Consider the following 19,849-nt stretch of genomic DNA (forward strand, 5'->3'; position numbering starts at 1 on the left):
CTTTTTTCTTTTTGTAATAATTAATAACTTATGTCCTTATTCTAGCATAACTTAAAAGTTATGAAAACGCTAACATATCATTTTCCTAAAGTTTTTATATTTAGAATAGTGTAAATATATAAAACATTGATTCTATTAGGGGTTTCGTGTCATTCCATTATCTTTCACTCTATTTTTATTATACTGCTTCAAAATAAACAGCAATCATTTATTATTTGACAATAATGTAACAATGTAAGAAACCTAAGCGATAACGTATACATATACAGTTATTACTTTACTCAATACTTTAGAGATATATTCTTTTCACAAAAAAAACAGCTGCTAGCATTTAGCTAGCAGCTGGGTAACTTATAAATAACTTAGAAAATAAATCATCTGTCGTTTCAGTAATTTTATCAAACAGATCACTTTCTTCCGCTTCTTGCTCTTTTAACATCTTAATTGTTTCACGTGCATCTTCAGGGTAATCGGTTATAATACCATCTACGTTTAACTTATAATATGCCTTTAAATTTTCCATATCATTTACTGTCCATACGTAAATTGGTTTGTTTAACTTCCTTGCTTCTTTTACTAATTTCTTATTTAACATATATTCTTCTGCTACGTAAAAATCAGCCTTCACATTCTTTAAGTTAGCTCTACTTGCATACAGTATATACCCTACTTTTATATCTGGATTTGCACGCTTAAACTCTTTAATAAGTGGATAGTGTAACGTTTGAATTACACATTGCTTCTCAAATTCATTATCTTTAATCGTTTTTAAGACTTTGTTTACAAAATCTTTTTCGCCCCCATGAAGCTTCACTTCTATATTAAGTTTGATTTTGCCATTTGCTAGCTTAATGATTTCATCAAGTGTACTTATTTGTCCTGAAAGTCCATCTTGACTAAGGGTAAGCTGCCTTAACTCCGCCATCGTTAAATCTGACACATGCACATTGGCATTTGCGAGACGTTTCAGCTTCAAATCATGTATAACCGCTAGTTCACCGTCTTTCGTTTGTAATACATCTATTTCAGCGTAGTCTGCTTTTGCATCAATAGCACCTTGCACAGCTTCTTTCGTATTTTCTACGCCTTTTGATATATACCCGCGGTGCGCCATAATAATCGGTTCTTTATACGAATTTGAAATAAACGTTACAATGAAGGCAACGACCATTCCCGCAGTAATAATTCCTACAATGTATACGCCAATGAATTTCCAACGATGTTTTTGGAAGAAACATTTATCTGCTTTCGTTTTCGAATAATCTAATCCTTCTTCTAATAAAACATCCTCAACTGGAACCTTTTGTAAGTATAATCGCGTAATCGCCATAATATAAAATGGCGTCACGATAAAGCTGAATAAATACAATGTACTCGTTAAAAATACAGAAATCGTTGATTCAGCTAATAATGCAAATGTTCCTTTCGGGTTTGTAAATTCATAAACACCCCATAGGCACAATAAATACATTCCCAAAAACACGACATATACAATTCCAATTGAGATAAAAAATCCTACTAAAAAGAATAGTACTTTAAAAAAGCTTTCCTTTACTAAAGTTGCACTTTTACGTGCTGCCACGCGAAATGGTTTTTGCTCTAAAACAACAATAGGTAGAACGAAAATCCATCGAAGATTCAAATACGCGACTACAGCAAAGAACGTGTAATAACCAACTTGTCCCATCGTTGTCTTAAACAGTTCTCCTGTAATAAAGTTAGGAATTTGAATTTGCGGGATTAATGCCGTTTCATATCCCATATTTAAAAGAGGCAACAATACGACAGCATATAAAATAAATCCTGGTAAGCAATATGTGAAAAGAGTAGGTAAATACGTTACCGTTTTATATAAAATCGGACGTAATTTCACCTTCTGTCTTTTATGAGCGAAATACGAAATAATAATAAGCACCGCAAATTCTGTAAAGATAAGAAACAGTGCTAACAATGATAAAATTACGATTGCTAAGATGCCATAAGGCGTCTTTAAAAACGCTAATAATTCATCATTTGTCGCATTTGCATAACCACCAAAATACAATAACTTATTAAAAATAATTCCAAATAGTGGAACAAACACAATCGCTGCTAATAATTTATAAGCAAGTTGAAAAGTTAATACATTCCAAAAAGCAAATTTAACTGTTTGAAAGGAATGTCTCATTACTCCTGGTATAGATAGTTTTTTACGGTGTTGCATATATTCCTCCAAATTCTAAAACGGTATTTGAGATGGATTCCATATTTCCAGTCCTAATCCATCTTTTTAATAATAATATATTCCGCTTAACATGAACACTCTTATACATATAATGAAAAAAGTGATGGCTACTTCCCATCACTTTTTCATTTATTCTATTTTTTCTCTAGCCCTTGTCCAAATGCTTTCAAGAAGCTAAAACCGAATGTAATAGCTCTATTGATATCTGGATCTTTTAATACTTTAAAGAAATCCATCACTTTTGTTTTTTTACCACTATTTAATTCATCTGTTGCAAATTGCAATCCTGTAACTAAACTTGACGTAATTTGCTTCGTTATTTCTGGGTCAACTGAAGATAACGCTTCTCCTGCCCCCATCATATTGTTGAGTGCATTTTTAACTGGTTCACGATTTAGTTGCTCCACAGCGATTTTTGAAACATCTTCCTTCGCAGCAAGTAAACTAATTGCCGCATCTAATATACCAGCCTTCTGCAACTGTGCTAAAAGCTGCATTGTTTCTTCTACTGCTTCACGATTATTAGATAGCTCATTTAGAAGTTCATCTGCTACTTGCTGTTTCTGTTCTTCCTCTGTTACAACTTTCTTTTTAATTACAGTAATTTCTTTCGCCACTATCTCCGCCCCCTAGTCCACAAGTGATACGTATTGTTTTCTTTGCCATTTCCGCTCGATTTCAACACCGTTTTGCGGATTACGCTTTTTATCTCTCGGGTTTGAAGATGGTAACGGACGATTCCCTTTTTCACGTAATACACGCATCTTTACCATTGTTTGTTTGTACGCTGGTGTACACGTATAAAGATCTGTCGCCGTTCCAGTTAAAATATTGATTGCCTCTTCATTTACCGTTGCATGCATCGGTAAATATAGCTCTTTCCCCGTTACACGATCTGTAACAAGTGCCTGTACTTTAATTTTCCCAAATGGTGATGCTAATTCTACAAGGCCACCATCTTTCACATTGCGCTCTAGGGCAAGTTCAGGCGAGATTTCAACGAACACTTCAGATACTTTAGATAAAATACCAGCCGATTTATTCGTCATATTCCCTTCGTGGAAATGTTCTAACATACGACCATTATTTAAAAGTAAATCATACTCATCTGGCGCTACAACTGGTGGTACCCATTCATCTAATGATAGACGAGCTAGTTTATCCGGGAAGTTAAATCCGTCCACATATAATAGCGGTGTATCGCTACCATCATGGCTACCCCAACATAAACTATTCCATCCTTCTAAACGATCGTATGTTGCCTGAGAATATAAAGGTGCAAGCGATGCAATTTCATCCATGATTTCACTTGGACTTTCATAATTCCAGTCCCCGCCAAGCGCACGAGCTACTTTTTGTAAAATCCACCAGTCTGGCTTTGAATCACCAAGCGGCTTCAATACTTCATATAATCTTTGAATACGGCGCTCTGTATTCGTAAATGTTCCCTCTTTTTCTAAGCTTGGTGCTGCCGGTAAAATAACATCAGCAAAACGAGCTGTTTTCGATAAGAACATATCTTGAACAACAAGGAAATCTAAATTCGCTAAAATATGTTGTACATGGTTGGCATTCGAATCTACTAAAGCCATTTCTTCACCCATAACATACATACCACGCAGTTTTCCTTCATCTGCTGCCAGTAACATTGCAATATTATTTAAGCCTGGTGCTTTCGGAATTGTAGTACCGTATGCTTTTTCAAATTTCGCACGAAGCACATCATCTGAAACCGCTTGGTAACCTGGAAGCCAGTTTGGTAATGTTGCCATATCACAAGCGCCTTGTACGTTATTATGTCCGCGTAATGGGTATGCTCCTGCACCAGGACGACGATAGTTACCCGTAACAAGCAATAGATTTGAAATTGCTGCTGAAGTTGTACTTCCTCCAGTATTTTGAGTTACACCCATTCCCCAAAGTACACAAGTACCATCTGCTTCATATACCATACGTGCCATTTCTTTCAGATTTTCTTTCGAAATCCCCGTAATTTCTTCTGTATAATCAAGCGTATACTTTTCTACCATTTTGCTATATTCATCAAAATTCTTCACATTTTCAGCTATGAACTTTTTATCGTGCCAATCTTGATCAATAATATATTTCGTAATACCAGCGAGCCATACGTAATCAGTTCCTTGGCGCGGATGAATGAATAAATCCGCACGCTCTGCCATTTCATGTTTACGAAGATCCGCCACAATTAATTTTTGGTCATGTAATTTATGAGCACGTTTTACACGCGTTGCAAGTACAGGATGTCCTTCTGTCGGATTTGCTCCAACGATAATGACAAGGCCTGCTTCCGCAATATCTTTCACTGTTCCAGCGTCCCCGCCCATACCGACAGTTTTAAATAAACCGTCTGTTGCTGGAGATTGACAATAACGGGAACAGTTGTCTACATTATTCGTTCCATATATTTGACGGGCTAGTTTTTGCATAAGATAATTTTCTTCATTCGTTACTTTCGAAGAAGAAATAAACCCAAATGCATCACTTCCATATTCCGATTTAATATGCTGCATATTGGATGCAACAACTTCAAGAGCCTCTTCCCATGAAGCTTCAACAAACATATCTCCTTGGCGAATTAATGGCTTTGTAATACGATCTTCACTGTTTACAAAATCCCATCCAAATTTGCCTTTTACACATGTTGAAATACCGTTAACCGGCGCATCTGAAACAGGCTGCACTTTCAAAATGTGGCGGTCTTTCGTCCATACTTCAAATGAACAACCTACACCACAAAATGTACAAACTGTTTTTGTTTTATTCACTTTCGTCTTACGCATCGCAGCCTCTACTTCTGAAACTGCTAAAATACTACTATATCCCGGCTCTACATCCTTTACAAAATCAATCATCGGATCTAACACATCCGGTTTCAATCCTGTCATGAATCCAGCTTCACCTAACATTGATTTCTCCATCAACGCATTACATGGACATACTGTTACACATTGCCCGCAACTTACACAAGATGAGTCATTTATACTTACACCATTGTCCCATATAACACGTGGACGGTCTAAGCTCCAATCAATCGATATAGTTTCATTCACTTGTAAGTTTTGACATACTTCTACACACTGTCCACAAGCAATACATTGATTTGGATCATATCGATAAAACGGATGTGACATATCCACTTCACACGCACTTACTTTTGGCTCATACGGATATTTCTGTTCCTCAATTCCCATCATATGTACTGTATTGTGGACTTTACAGTTACCATTATTGTTATCACAAACGGTACAATACAGTAGATGATTCTCTAATATTCGATCCATTGCCTCAGTCTGTGCCTCTTTTGCACGCTGGGACTGTCTTTCGATATGCATACCGTTCTCTAATTTCGTTGAACAAGCACGCAATAACTTTCCATTTACTTCTACAATACACGTATCACAAGTTTGAATTGGATCTACTTCTGGTACATGACAAATTTGAGGATGTTCCAAATTACTCTCGTTAAATAATTGTAGTATCGTCTTTTCACCTGATGCAGAAAATTCTTTACCATCGACGGTTACACGGACTGTCTGTTCTGCCATAGTTTCCCCTCTCCTTACAACCAACTGTACAACACAATCATGAATCCGTTTTCAAAATCGCATTACTGTACATATTTTTGAAACGCTCTACCCAAATACTTTCTTATGAAGTCGATTCTAGATGTTATAAGGTATAACTACGAAAGCTTGAAAATATCACTATTCTACAGTTCTATTATATCGTACATATACAATAATAACCAAAATAATCTGTGATCTTCTTGTTAATAGGTGTTTTTATTTTTCCCATTGTTTTATGATAAATGTGGGAGAGAAATACATATAAAAGGGGAATTAAATATGGGGCCTACGCAAGAGACTTATACAATTGTACGTTATCAATCTGGTACATTTTCAAAACAACCGGATGAGATTGTTACAGAATCTCCTATTACTATTAAATTGAATGGTGAAGAATATGTAACAGTCGTATGCACACCAAATTATATTGAAGATATGGTAATTGGTTTTTTAATTTCTGAGGGGATTATTTCTTCCTATAACGATGTTGAAGAACTATGGGTTCAAAAAGATAACGGAATTGTCCATGTAAAATCATCAAAAGTGAATCCGCTCTATCAAACTTTATATAATAAACGATACGTCACTTCTTGCTGCGGAAAAGGTAGACAAGGTTTTATTTTCGTAAACGACGCAGCAAAAGCAAAAGACTTACATGATATACATGTAAAAATTACTCCTGAAGAATGTTTTTACTTAATGAATACTTTACAACAATCTTCCACTACCTTTCGCCAAACTGGTGGTGTTCACAATACCGCGCTATGTGATCGAAATAATATCCTTCTATCAAGAATGGATATCGGAAGACATAATGCATTAGACAAAATATACGGTCATTGTTTACGCAATGATATATCTGTTAAAGGAAAAATTATCGCATTTAGCGGACGTATTTCATCTGAAATTTTACTCAAAGTTTCAAAAATCGGATGTGAAATTGTTCTATCTAAATCTGCCCCAACAAAACTAGCATTGCAACTTGCCCATGATTTAGGCATTACAGTCGTAGGGTTTATTAGAAATGACTCTTGTAATATTTACACACATCCAACACGAATTGATGGCTATCAATCCAATGTTTAAAAAATAACTCCTCAATCGAGGAGTTATTTTAGTTATAAAAATGTAACATATTAAACACTTGAATAGTTAATAAAGTTAATATATAATTTCATTACATAATTAAAACAAAACATTGTAGCATATATCTTTTCATTCTTTTACAAATTAAAAGAGACTTCTAACAAAACGCATACACATTCTTATAAAAGCAATGGATTTATTTTATTTAAAATCGACCAAGGAGGTTACAACGATGGAAATTCGCTTATTAACGACAGAGGACGCAGAAATATATTTAAAAGTTTGTATGGAAGGTTTAACGAAGAACCCGGAAGCTTTTAGCTCTTCTTATGAAGATGTTCTTAAACATGAGGATCCTGTAGCTGCTATGGCAAAACGATTAAGCAATCCGGATAAGTATACTCTAGGGGTCTTCAAAGATAACGATTTAATTGGTATCGCTACTTTAGAAACAAAGCCTTTCATTAAACAAGAACATAAAGCAAAAATTGGCTCCGTTTTTGTTTCCCCAAAAGCGCGTGGCCTTGGAGCAGGACGAGCTCTAATTAAAGCAATTATTGAAAATGCCGATAAATTACATGTAGAACAACTTATGCTCGATGTTGTAGTTGGTAACGATGCAGCAAAAAAATTATATGAGTCATTAGGTTTCCAAACTTACGGCGTACAAGAGCGTTCATTAAAACATAACGGTCAATATTGGGACGAGGAACATATGGTTCTGTTCTTAAATGATTAATACTTCAATATAAGGTGAAACTTTACTCAGTGGGGGAGTTTTCCAAAAACATCTTTCTTAATAAGAAAGATGTTTTTTTCATTACAACAATGTAATCTTCATGTCACCTTTATCGATCGTACCAAACCTTTCCATTCATTATACTAAAAATATAAAGTGAAACTTTACTCAGTGGGGAACTACATCCCACGCTGATCGCATGTACTTGATATGTAGAGGAGAATGTGACATGAAACAAAACAAACGAGCTATGCTTTTAATATTTACTACAGCAATTGTAACTTCTGGGTTAGCAATTTTACCTTGGTTTATTATATGAACACTCCCCCTAACAATGAAAAAAGCTGATTGCTCCTTAAGAAGCAATCAGCTTTTTTTATATTATAAAATCCCCAAAATTTTATTTACGCAACTTATAATAATAACCATAGATACGGCAACGCACATGACAACCGTATTACGATCTTGCTTTTCTTTTTTTGAAATTTCTTCTTTTGAATTCATGTGTATGATCTCCTTTTAAAAAAAGTGTGAGATAGGAAATTTTTCTTATCCGATGCGAGGTGAATACGAAAACCCTCTCTATCTCACATACACAATAGAATGGAATTGTCATTTTATAAATAAAATGACATGACGTTATGTCGCAACATAGGGTATTTTGTGTCGCTACGTTTTCTATTATAAAAAATAGTTGTGCAAAACTAGTGCATTTTTTATGTCAATTACTCTGAGCGAAAAAATCAGCCCTCCATTCAATCACATAAAAAGAGTTTTTTATTATTTTCATGTAAACTATACAAGTAGAATGAACAGTTTGGGGTGCACAAGATTATGGTAAAAATTTTATTAGTAGACGATGAAGAACGTATGTTACGATTATTAGATCTGTTCTTAAGCCCTCGCGGCTATTTTTGTATGAAAGCTACCTCTGGCCTTGAAGCACTAAAATTAATCGAACAAAAAGAATTCGATATTATTTTATTAGATGTTATGATGCCAAGTATGGATGGATGGGATACTTGCTATCAAATTCGTCAAATTTCCAACGTTCCTATCATTATGTTAACAGCTCGCAACCAAAACTACGATATGGTGAAAGGCCTCACGATGGGCGCAGATGATTATATTACAAAACCATTTGATGAGCATGTATTAGTCGCACGAATCGAGGCTATATTACGCCGTACAAAAAAAGATGGCTTTGTTAGTTTCAATGGTATTGAGTGGGATAAAACGAAACATACTGTCACAGTTTATGATGAAAAAATCTCATTAACTCCTATCGAATTTTCGTTACTCGGACTATTTTTACAAAATACAAACCGTGCTTATAGCCGAGATGATTTAATCGAAAAAATTTGGGGCTATGAAACAGATATCGAATATAGAACAATTGATTCACACATTCGTAATATCCGTGATAAACTACGCAAAAAAGGATTTCCTATTGAAGATTACCTAGAAACGGTCTATAAAGTCGGATATAAATGGAAAAGTGAATAATTACTTCGGTCAGTGGGAAATCGTATACCACTGACTCTTTATTATGAATAAGGTATGGTGAAAAAATGAGTAAACTTTCCCTTAAAATTGGGACATACTTTTTAATATTAGCTTTATGTATTGAAACAATTGCCTTCGTATCTTTTTATAAAAGCCTTTCAAAAATGCGTATTGTAGAGGAAACAGATGCTCTTTTAGAGAAAGGTAATCGCTATAGTAAAAAAATTAAAAGCCGCGAGAGACGGGATGAATATTATAAAGAAATGAAACACGCTGAACATAATAAAAATCCTAAACGTCCTGTGTACCCTGAGTTCGATATTACGAATGAGGCTGCACACTTAGTTGAATCGGAATCAATTTCTAACTCCGATATAGCTATCATTATTACTGACCATAACGGCAAAATTATTTCCACCTCAGAACCCGTAACAAAAGATATGCAAAAACAACTTACTTGTAAAACAGAAACTGTCCCAGACGGCGGATTGGTCGTTGAAAGGAACTGGAAAAAATCAAAGTTCATCACAACAGTAAGCCCACTTAACACAACAAAGTTTCAAGGAAAGCTATATATGTTATTAAAAACATCTTTCCTAGAAAATATGTTACTTAAACTCATGAACCAATTTCTTATCATTAGCGTTTTAACAATTATTTTAACAACAATTTCTGTCTTTGTTTTTTCACGCGTTATTACAGAACCACTTGTAAAAATGAAGAGAGCGACAGAAAAAATGTCAAAATTAAACAAGCCAATTCAATTAGGTATTAAACGAAATGATGAACTTGGAAGTTTAGCAAAAACAATTGAAGATTTATCGAGTGAACTTACGTATATGAAAAAAGAGCGCAATGAATTTCTCGCTAGTGTCGCTCATGAACTATTAACTCCATTGACCTATATGAAAGGTTATGCGAAGGTAGCAAAGAGAGACTCTTTAACAAAAGAGGAGCGAGAAGAATACTTACAAATTATTGAGGATGAAACGGATAGTGTAACCGATCTCGTCCAAGATTTATTTATGCTTGTACAATTAGAACAACACCAATTTGTTATAAAAAAACAAAAAGTGCTTCTTCAGCCATTTTTAGAACGAATGGTTGAAAAAACAAAAACAACATTAACAAATAAGCAAATGCAACTTCATGTATATTGCAAAGATGATTTAGAAGTTTGCATAGACGAAAGACGTATGGAACAAGTTATGTTAAATTTATTACACAACGCTTATCAACATTCGCCAGAAAACACATCTATTACGATACGTGTACTCATGGAAACAGATTCTTTTACAATAAGTGTACAAGATGAAGGTGAAGGTATTCCTGAAGAAGATATCCCGCATATTTTTGACCGTTTTTATCGTGTTGATAAATCTAGAACACGAGCTACAGGCGGAAAAGGCATCGGGCTAGCTGTTGCAAAAGAAATTGTAGAATTGCATAACGGTTCTATTCTAGTAACAAGCCAATTAGGAGCGGGAACAAACTTTATAATCGAGCTACCTTTTGAATAATATGCGTGTGAAAACACCAGTAGTAGTAAACACTACTGGTGTTATTTTGTTCATAACAACAGCTCATATAAGCTAAGCTTTTGAAATTATTCTTATTTCAATATAAAATAAAGGTACATTTGCAAAGATTTGGAGGGTGATATAATTGGATATCCATGTATTAACAAAAGACGAAGCAGAAATTTACTTAGAACTTCGCGTAGAAGGATTAAAGCAAAACCCTGAAGCATTCAGCTCTTCTTATGAAGATATTATTAATAAAGAGTGTGCGATTGAATATAAAGCACAAAAATTAGCACAAGACGAAAACTATACGCTAGGTGCATTTAAAGATGGAAAATTAATCGGGGTTGCAACACTGGAAACGAAACCATATGTAAAACAAGAACATAAAGCTAAAATCGGTTCTGTATATGTATCTCCAAAAGCACGCGGACTTGGAGCAGGAAAAGCACTTATTAAAGAATGTCTTGAGCTTGCTAAATCTTTAGAAGTAGAACAAGTTATGCTTGATGTTGTTGTTGGCAACGATGGAGCGAAAAAACTTTATGAATCATTAGGTTTTAAAACATTCGGTGTACAAGAACGTTCATTAAAATATAACGGACAATATTGGGACGAAGAGCATATGGTCTTATTCTTAGATGAAAATAAATAATAAAAAACATCCTCATGTTTGGAGGATGTTTTTTACTTTCTTGTAAACCATGCCGTGTGTAATAATTGAATCGCTTTCGCAATCTCGCCCTCTGATAATATCGCAAACCCAAGTAAAACTACATTCTCAGGCGCCGTACCGTCTTTATAGTACGTAGACACAGGATATATTTTGATACTATGTTTCGCAGCTTCTTGAATTAATTCTTCTTCCCGCATTCCATTATGCAATTTTAATAAAATGTGTAATCCCGAATCTTCTCCTATCACTTCAACACGATTAGAGAAATACTTCTCTATTTCAAAAACAAGTCGATCTCTCTTCTTTCGGTAGACGACACGCATTTTATGAATATGTTTTTCCCAATAGCCTTCATTTAAAAATCTTCTAATCACTTCTTGGTCCATTCTTGAAACACTTTGTGTATAAAATAAATATTGCTGTTGATACTTTTTAATTAATTTCTTCGGCAACACCATATAGCTCATCCGTAGCGATGGTAATAATGCTTTAGATAGCGTCCCCATATAAATAACTTTCCCCTCTGTATCTAACCCTTGCAGCGCCGGTATAGGCTTTCCAGAATAGCGAAATTCACTATCATAATCATCTTCAATAATATACCTGCTCTCTTCTTTCTTGGCCCATTGTAAAAGCTGCATCCTTCTCGTAATAGGCATAATCATTCCATACGGAAACTGATGGGAAGGTGTAACAAATACAACATTCGCATTGCTATTTTCTAAATCTGCAATACAAATTCCATCTCTATCTAAAGATAACATTTGGACTCTTGCTTCTCCCTGTTCAAAAACAACCATCTTTCTATGATACCCTGGGTTTTCAACTGCATAATTGCTTCCCTTTAACAATTGAAACAATAGTTTCACTAATATTTGTGTTCCCGCTCCTAATACAATTTGACTAGCTGAACAACGTACACCTCTAGATTCATACAAATAATTCGTAATCTCTTCTCTTAAGCTCGCTTCTCCTTGAGGGTGTCCTAGAAAGAGAAGTTCGTTATTATGCGGCTGCCATATTTCATTTACAATTTTCCGATACATATTGAATGGAAAAGCATTTGTATCAATTCCTGTTTGTGTAAAATCAAATTTATAACTCTTCTCCTGAAACGGTACTTCTTCTATTCTATCTCCGCTATCCTCTATATGAACCATTTGCTCAATCTTGCATACAAAATAACCTTTTCTCGATATCGACTCAATATAACCTTCTGCAAGTAATTGTTCGTACGCTGCCTCTACTGTATTTTTACTTACTTGTAAATGTATCGCTAACTTTCGCTTAGCCGGTAATTTCGTAAAAGGGACAATCGATCCATCTTTAATTTCTTTTTTTATATACTCATACAATTGCACATACAATGCCTTTTTACTATTCATATTTAAATTAGGCGTTAATTCTAACATAATATCTGACCCCTTAATAAAACTAAAATCTGATACTTTTTACAGTACCAGAAGTTATATATAATTCCTTTTATCATGTCACACATAAAAAATCAAATACTGGAGAGGAGAAACATGATAATGAACAATGGTAGACGTATCGGACTCATTATGATTATTACAGGGGCTACATTATGGGGATTATCTGGTCCAATGATTCAGTGGCTATTTCAACATACTAATGTATCCTCAATTGATTTTTTAACAATTCGATTGTTGCTTGCAGGAATATTTATTTTGTCTTTCTTACTTATAAAGAAACAAAACATATTTCAAATTTGGAAACACCCTAGATATTCTATACAACTTATTATTTTCTCTATTCTCGGCATGCTCGGTGCGCAATACGCCTTTATCGAAACGGTTCATATTAGTAATGCAGTCACAGCAACGCTATTTCAATTTCTAGGTCCTGTTCTTATTACCATGTATGTTGCATTTGAACAAAGAAAATTCCCTGCTTCCATGCAACTATTCGCAATTATAGCCGCGCTAATAGGAACATACTTTATTATTACAAATGGCTCAATTGAAAATATTGTTTTATCCAAAGAAGCTATTATTTTTGGACTATTAACAGCAATCGGATTTGCATTTTATACCCTTCATCCGGCTTCTCTCATTAAAGAATGCGGGACAACTGTAGTAATTGGTTGGGGGATGTTAATCGGAGGAATTGCACTACTTATTTATAATCGTTCATTCGGGTGGAATCAATTTTCACAAACTCTTACACTAAAAACTTTTTCTATGCTTATTCTTATCATTATTAGTGGTACCCTTTCTTTCCTTCTATATATCGGTAGTCTTAAATATTTAGCAGCAACAGAAACAAGCATTTTATCTAGCATTGAACCCCTTGTAGCTGCCATCTTTTCAATCACTTGGCTAAATGAATCTTTTGGAACATATCAATTATTAGGCGGCATATGTATCGTTCTGTCCGTTATTTTTTTGACGATGCCTCAAAAAGAAACCGAACCAACCTATACAACTGAGCAAGTATAAAGTGAAACTTTAATTAGTGGGGCTATCTCCCACTAATTATTAACCTACACCAATCGGGCTTTTACGGGATAAAAAATGTCAAAAGAGGTCGTACAAAACTTACGACCTCTTTTTATACTTTAAAGGAATTGTCCCGCCTTCTAGCAAATACAATTACACTAACAATAAAAACTAGGAGTGTGGCACCATGAAAAAAATCGGAACTATGCTACTTCTCTCCTTCCTCATCACCGGATGCACACAAACGCAACCGGATTCAAAAGAACAAAAAAAAGACGTAATAGCAACGTCATCCACTCAAGTGAACGCACCTTCCTTCTTTCACCTTAGTGTTTTAAAAGATGTAAATTGGGAAGAAACACCTTCTTTCGTAGAAGGAAAAATGCCTTTAAAAGGCATCGAGGGTAAAGTCGCAATGGCTGATAGTCCTATTATCGCAAATGAACAAAATGAAATAATGTGGCACTTTCTAGATTCTGAAATACCAACTGGAAAATTGTCTATTATTGCGCTAAAACAAGGATCTGTAACTCCGACACAAGTACTCTTTCAAAAAGAAACTTCCAAACAAACTTGGACTACTTCAAATACAATCGATTCTACTACAAACGAACTCCCTCTCACTATGTCACTACCTTCATCTGGATTATGGTTATTAAATATATATGTGAATGAAAAATATTATGATCAGTTTGTAATCACTGCTGAGTAAAGTGACAAAAATAAACCACTTTCTTACAACAATGTAATTTCTACGTCATGTACTTCGATAGTTGAATTATCTCTCTTCTCTTATACTTAAAGTAAGAAATGAAACGAGGAGAGATGAGAGATGAAAAAAATGATAGAAGTGATCGTAGCAGTAACTGAGGTTTTAGTGAATGGTAAACAAGTTGCAATGGAATTAAATAAATAGTGAAGAAACATAAATAATTCTACACTTCTTCATTATTTTGATTTCTTATCTCAAAAAAGCAGTGCCTTTTAGGCACTGCTTTTCGCTATTAATAACGTGGTATTTTCGTAATTTGTGCCACGCCTGAATCAATAGCTGCTTTCGCTACTGCTTCTGCAACACTTGGAACAACTCTTTTATCTAATGGATTCGGAATTACATAATTCGCATTACGTTCTTCATCAGTAATGATGTTAGCGATCCCATATGCTGCCGCTAATTTCATCTCTTCTGTAATATCAGTTGCGCGCACATCTAACGCACCGCGGAATATTCCGGGAAACGCCAATACATTATTTACTTGATTCGCATAATCCGAGCGTCCAGTTCCTACTACAGCTGCCCCAGCCTCTAATGCATCCTCAGGGAAGATTTCTGGAATTGGATTAGCCATTGCAAACACAATTGCTTTCTCATTCATCGTCTGTACAAGTTCTTTCGTTAATACGTTAGGAGCAGATACGCCAATAAAAATATCAGCTTGGTGAATTGCTTCTTTTAACGTTCCACGCACATGTTCACGATTTGTCTTTTTTGAAACTTCAATTTGTGCTTCGTTCATCCATGTTTCACCTTCACAAACAATACCTTCTAGGCTAACTAGCGTAATGTGCTTTGCACCAGCCTTTAATAATAATTTTCCAATTGCAATTCCTGCCGAACCCGCACCGTTAATAACGATTTTCACATTATCCATTTGTTTGCTAACAACTTTTAATGCATTAATAACAGCTGCTAAAACGACAATAGCTGTTCCATGTTGATCATCATGGAATACAGGAATATTCGTTTCTTCTTTTAATCGTTTTTCAATTTCAAAACAACGCGGTGCTGCAATATCTTCTAAATTAATCCCTGCAAATGTAGGCTCTAAATTTTTTACAAGGGTAACGATTTCATCTACATCCGTTGTGCCTAAACATAATGGGAAAGCATCTACATTCGCAAACTTCTTAAACAAAATACTTTTTCCTTCCATAACAGGCATAGCGGCTTTCGGTCCAATGTTTCCTAAACCGAGTACCGCTGTTCCATCTGAAACAACTGCCACCATATTGCCACGTGCTGTATAGTCATACACTGTTTCTTCATCTGCCGCAATCGCTTTACACGACTCCGCTACACCTGGTGTATACGTCAGGCTTAAATCATCCGCTGAATTTACCTCCACTTTACTTGTAATTTCAATTTTCCCTACTAATTCTTTATGCAATAACAATGATCTTTCATTAATTTGATTTGCTAACATACTTATAATCTCCCCTTAATTTGACAAGCTAGCTATACGAATATAGCTAGCTTGTTTGATCATGAAAACATTTTTAATAATATTGTCGCCGTTACAACCATTGCCGCCCCGCCTAAACGAGTTGAAATTTGCGCGAACGGCATTAATTCCATACGATTTGAAGCCGATAAAATAGCAACATCTCCAGTTCCGCCTAAACCGCTATGACATCCAGTTACAATCGCCGATTCAACTGGATACATCTTCATCACTTTCCCTACAAGAAAACCTGATGCTACCATTGTAAGAACAACCGATGCGCACACAACAACATATCCTACTGAAAGAACTGCTGCTACGTCTTTTAACGGAATATATAGCAATCCTAATCCAACCATTAAAGGCCAAGTTAAATTCTTCGAAATAAATTTATATAAATGGAATGCTCCTTGCTCCATTTTTGCTGGCATTAATTTAAAGTATTTCACAAGTGCTGCTGAAAAAATCATAATGATTGCCCCAGGAATACCGATGAACTTAGAAGCAAATCCTCCGAAGATGAAGAACGTACACGCAATTAATAAACCTGCTCCCATTAATGAGAAGTCAATTGGCTTCTCTGTATTTTGTTCTTTTAATAATTCTGCTTGATTGTCTGTTTTCACTAATACACCGTTACCACTAAGCTCCGGTTTCTTCTCACCTAAACGCTTCATATACCCTGCACTTACAATTGCGAACATATTTCCAATAATAGCTGCTGGAATAAGCTGTGATACAAACGTCGCTGATGATTCATTTAAAATATCACTATAAGCTAGCGACAATGGTAAAATCCCTTCCCCGATACCACCACTCACAATTGGTACGATGATAAAGAAGAATGTGTGCTTCATTTCAAATCCAAATAATGAACCGACCAATAACCCTACTGCTACAGAAGCTAATGTCCCTACTACTAAAGGAATAAACATGCGAACGAAACCTTGTACTAACACTTTACGGTTCATTCCTAAAATACTTCCGACTACTAAACAAGAAATATATAAATATAAAAAGTTCGATTTTTTCATTAACATAGTCGCAGCTTCCATTGAAGCTGGATTCATCCAGTTAAAAAATACAAGTAATGATGGAATAAATAACGAAAGTATTGCTGGACCGCCGATATTTTTTAAAATTGGAATTCTCATCCCAATATCGCCTAAGAAAATCCCCATGATCATAATAACTGCAAATCCACCAATCATATCTGCTGGCAATTTATTATATACAGATGCCCCATAAATAATAGCAGCCAATACTACATATAACGGTAAAGGTATAACACCGATTTTTACATTCATAATTTTAGAAGCGAAAGATTCTCTTTGTACTTCATTTCCTTCAGAAAATGATACCGCTTCCACATTCTTTTGAATTCCCATATGGCACCCCCTCGTTTTCTTAATAACAATATTAAAACGCTTTCAATAGTAAAAATAGTTTTTGTAAGTTTTGTAATTGATTTTGTAATTAAAAAAAGTATAAGCGACTTATACTAAGTCGCTTATACGTAAAACTCTATTTTCTTTTGATCAACACATCTTAATTTACTTACAGGTCTTCCCACATGTTGGTACATCATTTCGTTTTCTAACACCCCAATGTCAGTCAAAAACATTACATATTTTCGAATAGAAACTCTTGAAATTCCAACTAATTGTGCCATTTCATCTGTTGTAAACACCCTTCCATTCAACGACTCGATCTTCTGCCAAATTAATTGCAATGTTTGCTTCGTTAACCCTTTCGGAAGCTCTTTCGTGACAGTAGGCGCCCTTTTTTCTTTTTGTAAAATTAACGAATCTAATTCCGATTGACTAATTTTTTGTTGTTCTTTCATAAAAGTAAGTTTTTCTCGATATATAGTTAATGCCTCTTTAAATCGTTCAAATGTAAATGGTTTAATTAAATAATCTACTACGCCATATTGTAATGCTTTTTTAATACTTCCCATATCATGTACAGCTGAAATCATTATAATATCGATTTCTTTTTCTTGGTTCCGGATATACATTAAAAGCTCAAAACCAGTCTCTTCAGGCATAAAAATATCAAGTAATACTAAATCTACTCGTGATTTCTCTAATATTTCTATCGCCGACTTTACTGAGTTAACTGCTTGAACAAGCTCAAACCCTCCTACTTGCTCTAAATAATGCGTATTTAACATTGCTACCATCGGGTCATCTTCTACAATTAAAACTTTAATCATATTTGCCTCTCATCCCTACCTTTAGGTATTTCAATTGTTATCGTTGTTCCCTTTCCTACTAATGAATGCATATGAATTTCCCCATTTATTCGCTGTATACTTTCTTTTACAAGATACAAACCATAACCGCGGTTATCTCCCTTTGTGGAATAACCTTTCGTAAATAATTCCTCTATTTCTTTTTCTTGTATACCTTTTCCCGTATCTTGTACTGTAATAGTTAGTATATCCCCATGTTGTATCTTAACTTCAACTCGCTTCTTTTCACAATTCGTAACTGCCTCTAATGCATTATCAATTAAATTTCCGACAATCGTAATAAGTTCATGAGTAATACTTTCATCATCTATTTCCGGCATATAAGAATCTTCACTTATAATTAATTTTATATTTTTCTCTCTAGCATAGCTGAGCTTACCTAGTAAAAAACCAGCAAATACTGGACTTTTTATTCTTTTCATAACTCCACCAATTTCATATTGATGCTCTGATACCATGCCGCTTATATACTTCTGTAATTCTTCATACTGCTTCATATGTGTAAGCCCTAATACGACATGCATCTTATTCATAAACTCATGAGATTGTGCCCGTAATGCTTCTGCATATAGTCTAATACCAGTTAGTTCCTCTGCTAGTTTTCTAATCTCTGTTTTATCACGAAATGTTGCAATTGCACCAACTATTTCTCCTTTTACATATAAAGGAACTCGATTCGTCACAATCGTAATTCCATAAATATTTTGTTCTTCGTTTAATTGTACTTCTCCCGTTTGCAATACTTCTTTTATACGTGAATTTGGCATATACAACTCAACATCTTTACCGATAAAATCTTCTTCAAGTCCGCTTTTTTTAAATAGACGTTTCGCTTCATTATTAATTAATGTTACTCTAGCCTCTTTATCTACAGCAATAATACCTTCCTTTACAGATTGTAGCATCGTATTTCTTTCTTCAAGAATTTTTGCTATCCTGTGCGGCTCAAGACCGAATAAACTTTTCTTTATATGTCTAGCTAGCAATATTGCTCCTATAATTCCGACTAATACACCAACTCCGACACCAATATAAATGATATGTCTACTTTCCTTAACTCTCTCTTTTACATTATCTGCTGAAATACCAACAGCCACAGCTCCAAGTTGTTCACCTGTTTCAGAAAATATTGGTACAAACACTCGCATGGAAATACCTAAAGTTCCTTCTGCTAACGATACATGTTCTTTTCCTTTCAATGCAGGCCCTTCATCTCCCCCAATAAAATGATGCCCTATTTTTTGAGGATTTGGATGTGACTTTCTTATTCCATTCATGTCCATAACTACAATAAACTGAACACCTGTGTTTTGTAATATTCTATTTGTATACGTTTGGATTGCAGAGGTATCTGCTTTCCCAACCAAACCATCGATTACAATCGAATCATTCGCCACAATGTGTGCAATTGTTTTTGCCTTCTCTGCTTGGCTATCCTCCGTCGTCCGTTCTACATTATGACTAATTAATATATCTGTCACAAGTAAAGAAAAAATTACAACTGTACAAACTAACAATGTAATCGTTTTCCATAAATTCCATAGTCTTCTTCTTTTTTTCATCCCGTTAA

Annotated in this window: 16 protein-coding genes; 7 read left to right on the forward strand and 9 right to left on the reverse strand. The window is 34.8% G+C overall.

Annotated features, from left to right (window positions below; all coding sequences use genetic code 11):
- Positions 1-331 precede the first annotated feature (331 nt).
- From DN404_RS05555 to fdhF, 3 genes are all read right to left on the reverse strand, one after another.
- On the reverse strand, positions 332-2,203 hold the full coding sequence (locus tag DN404_RS05555) for a glycerophosphodiester phosphodiesterase (RefSeq protein WP_001164717.1): 1,872 nt from the start codon (positions 2,201-2,203) through the stop codon (positions 332-334).
- A gap of 155 nt (positions 2,204-2,358) precedes the next feature.
- On the reverse strand, positions 2,359-2,841 hold the full coding sequence (locus DN404_RS05560) for a helical membrane plugin domain-containing protein (RefSeq protein ID WP_001040540.1): 483 nt from the start codon (positions 2,839-2,841) through the stop codon (positions 2,359-2,361).
- A gap of 12 nt (positions 2,842-2,853) precedes the next feature.
- Positions 2,854-5,790: a formate dehydrogenase subunit alpha gene (gene fdhF, locus DN404_RS05565; protein ID WP_006925034.1), complete on the reverse strand. Its 2,937-nt coding sequence runs from the start codon at positions 5,788-5,790 to the stop codon at positions 2,854-2,856.
- 300 nt (positions 5,791-6,090) lie between these two features.
- Between fdhF and fdhD the strand changes: the two genes are divergently transcribed.
- Positions 6,091-6,897 carry a formate dehydrogenase accessory sulfurtransferase FdhD gene (fdhD, locus tag DN404_RS05570; protein WP_149214807.1) on the forward strand — a complete coding sequence of 269 codons (807 nt, stop codon included), beginning with the start codon at positions 6,091-6,093 and terminating at the stop codon, positions 6,895-6,897.
- Between the two features lie 232 nt (positions 6,898-7,129).
- Positions 7,130-7,636: a GNAT family N-acetyltransferase gene (locus tag DN404_RS05575; protein WP_000405875.1), complete on the forward strand. Its 507-nt coding sequence runs from the start codon at positions 7,130-7,132 to the stop codon at positions 7,634-7,636.
- Between the two features lie 381 nt (positions 7,637-8,017).
- Here the strand turns inward: DN404_RS05575 and DN404_RS30890 are convergent, their stop codons facing one another.
- Positions 8,018-8,140 carry a hypothetical protein gene (locus DN404_RS30890; protein WP_001085006.1) on the reverse strand — a complete coding sequence of 41 codons (123 nt, stop codon included), beginning with the start codon at positions 8,138-8,140 and terminating at the stop codon, positions 8,018-8,020.
- Positions 8,141-8,470: 330 nt separating this feature from the next.
- On the opposite strand from DN404_RS30890, the gene DN404_RS05580 reads away from it, so the two are divergent.
- The 3 genes from DN404_RS05580 to DN404_RS05590 all read left to right on the forward strand — a co-directional run bounded on the left by DN404_RS05580 (position 8,471) and on the right by DN404_RS05590 (position 11,320).
- Positions 8,471-9,142: a response regulator transcription factor gene (locus tag DN404_RS05580; RefSeq protein WP_000238957.1), complete on the forward strand. Its 672-nt coding sequence runs from the start codon at positions 8,471-8,473 to the stop codon at positions 9,140-9,142.
- Positions 9,143-9,207: 65 nt separating this feature from the next.
- Positions 9,208-10,662: a HAMP domain-containing sensor histidine kinase gene (locus DN404_RS05585; protein WP_000041024.1), complete on the forward strand. Its 1,455-nt coding sequence runs from the start codon at positions 9,208-9,210 to the stop codon at positions 10,660-10,662.
- A 145-nt stretch (positions 10,663-10,807) separates the two neighbouring features.
- Positions 10,808-11,320 carry a GNAT family N-acetyltransferase gene (locus DN404_RS05590; protein WP_000351212.1) on the forward strand — a complete coding sequence of 171 codons (513 nt, stop codon included), beginning with the start codon at positions 10,808-10,810 and terminating at the stop codon, positions 11,318-11,320.
- Between the two features lie 32 nt (positions 11,321-11,352).
- Here the strand turns inward: DN404_RS05590 and pdxR are convergent, their stop codons facing one another.
- Positions 11,353-12,753 carry a MocR-like pyridoxine biosynthesis transcription factor PdxR gene (pdxR, locus tag DN404_RS05595; protein WP_149214808.1) on the reverse strand — a complete coding sequence of 467 codons (1,401 nt, stop codon included), beginning with the start codon at positions 12,751-12,753 and terminating at the stop codon, positions 11,353-11,355.
- Positions 12,754-12,873: 120 nt separating this feature from the next.
- Between pdxR and DN404_RS05600 the strand changes: the two genes are divergently transcribed.
- Both DN404_RS05600 and DN404_RS05605 read left to right on the forward strand, forming a co-directional pair.
- A complete protein-coding gene (locus DN404_RS05600) occupies positions 12,874-13,800 on the forward strand; it encodes a DMT family transporter (protein ID WP_149214809.1) in 927 nt (308 codons plus the stop codon).
- 187 nt (positions 13,801-13,987) lie between these two features.
- Complete coding sequence (locus tag DN404_RS05605) at positions 13,988-14,512, forward strand: DUF4871 domain-containing protein (RefSeq protein WP_000719692.1); 525 nt, start codon at positions 13,988-13,990, stop codon at positions 14,510-14,512.
- Between the two features lie 292 nt (positions 14,513-14,804).
- On the opposite strand, the gene DN404_RS05610 is transcribed toward DN404_RS05605, so the two are convergent.
- The 4 genes from DN404_RS05610 to DN404_RS05625 form a co-directional block, all read right to left on the reverse strand.
- A complete protein-coding gene (locus tag DN404_RS05610; RefSeq protein WP_000880780.1) occupies positions 14,805-16,004 on the reverse strand; it encodes an NAD(P)-dependent malic enzyme in 1,200 nt (399 codons plus the stop codon).
- A 59-nt stretch (positions 16,005-16,063) separates the two neighbouring features.
- The gene (locus DN404_RS05615; RefSeq protein WP_000512722.1) at positions 16,064-17,410 is read right to left on the reverse strand and encodes a 2-hydroxycarboxylate transporter family protein; all 1,347 of its coding nucleotides are present in this window, start codon (positions 17,408-17,410) and stop codon (positions 16,064-16,066) included.
- Positions 17,411-17,532: 122 nt separating this feature from the next.
- The gene (locus DN404_RS05620; protein WP_000598664.1) at positions 17,533-18,240 is read right to left on the reverse strand and encodes a response regulator; all 708 of its coding nucleotides are present in this window, start codon (positions 18,238-18,240) and stop codon (positions 17,533-17,535) included.
- On the reverse strand, positions 18,237-19,841 hold the full coding sequence (locus DN404_RS05625; RefSeq protein WP_000747345.1) for a sensor histidine kinase: 1,605 nt from the start codon (positions 19,839-19,841) through the stop codon (positions 18,237-18,239). The genes DN404_RS05620 and DN404_RS05625 overlap by 4 nt, the downstream gene beginning before the upstream one ends.
- Positions 19,842-19,849: the final 8 nt, after the last annotated feature.

Origin of the sequence: Bacillus sp. TE8-1, assembly GCF_008368855.1 — a bacterium.
GTDB classification, from domain to species: domain Bacteria; phylum Bacillota; class Bacilli; order Bacillales; family Bacillaceae_G; genus Bacillus_A; species Bacillus_A cereus.

Excerpts from the sequence above, each read along its gene's own strand:
- DN404_RS05600 (WP_149214809.1), top strand. The coding sequence starts at position 12,874 with ATGAACAATGGTAGACGTATCGGACTCATTATGATTATTACAGGGGCT.
- DN404_RS30890 (WP_001085006.1), bottom strand. The coding sequence starts at position 8,140 with ATGAATTCAAAAGAAGAAATTTCAAAAAAAGAAAAGCAAGATCGTAAT.
- DN404_RS05615 (WP_000512722.1), bottom strand. The coding sequence starts at position 17,410 with ATGGGAATTCAAAAGAATGTGGAAGCGGTATCATTTTCTGAAGGAAAT.
- DN404_RS05610 (WP_000880780.1), bottom strand. The coding sequence starts at position 16,004 with ATGTTAGCAAATCAAATTAATGAAAGATCATTGTTATTGCATAAAGAA.
- DN404_RS05605 (WP_000719692.1), top strand. The coding sequence starts at position 13,988 with ATGAAAAAAATCGGAACTATGCTACTTCTCTCCTTCCTCATCACCGGA.
- DN404_RS05580 (WP_000238957.1), top strand. The coding sequence starts at position 8,471 with ATGGTAAAAATTTTATTAGTAGACGATGAAGAACGTATGTTACGATTA.
- pdxR (WP_149214808.1), bottom strand. The coding sequence starts at position 12,753 with ATGTTAGAATTAACGCCTAATTTAAATATGAATAGTAAAAAGGCATTG.
- DN404_RS05585 (WP_000041024.1), top strand. The coding sequence starts at position 9,208 with ATGAGTAAACTTTCCCTTAAAATTGGGACATACTTTTTAATATTAGCT.
- fdhF (WP_006925034.1), bottom strand. The coding sequence starts at position 5,790 with ATGGCAGAACAGACAGTCCGTGTAACCGTCGATGGTAAAGAATTTTCT.
- DN404_RS05555 (WP_001164717.1), bottom strand. The coding sequence starts at position 2,203 with ATGCAACACCGTAAAAAACTATCTATACCAGGAGTAATGAGACATTCC.
- DN404_RS05575 (WP_000405875.1), top strand. The coding sequence starts at position 7,130 with ATGGAAATTCGCTTATTAACGACAGAGGACGCAGAAATATATTTAAAA.
- fdhD (WP_149214807.1), top strand. The coding sequence starts at position 6,091 with ATGGGGCCTACGCAAGAGACTTATACAATTGTACGTTATCAATCTGGT.
- DN404_RS05625 (WP_000747345.1), bottom strand. The coding sequence starts at position 19,841 with ATGAAAAAAAGAAGAAGACTATGGAATTTATGGAAAACGATTACATTG.
- DN404_RS05620 (WP_000598664.1), bottom strand. The coding sequence starts at position 18,240 with ATGATTAAAGTTTTAATTGTAGAAGATGACCCGATGGTAGCAATGTTA.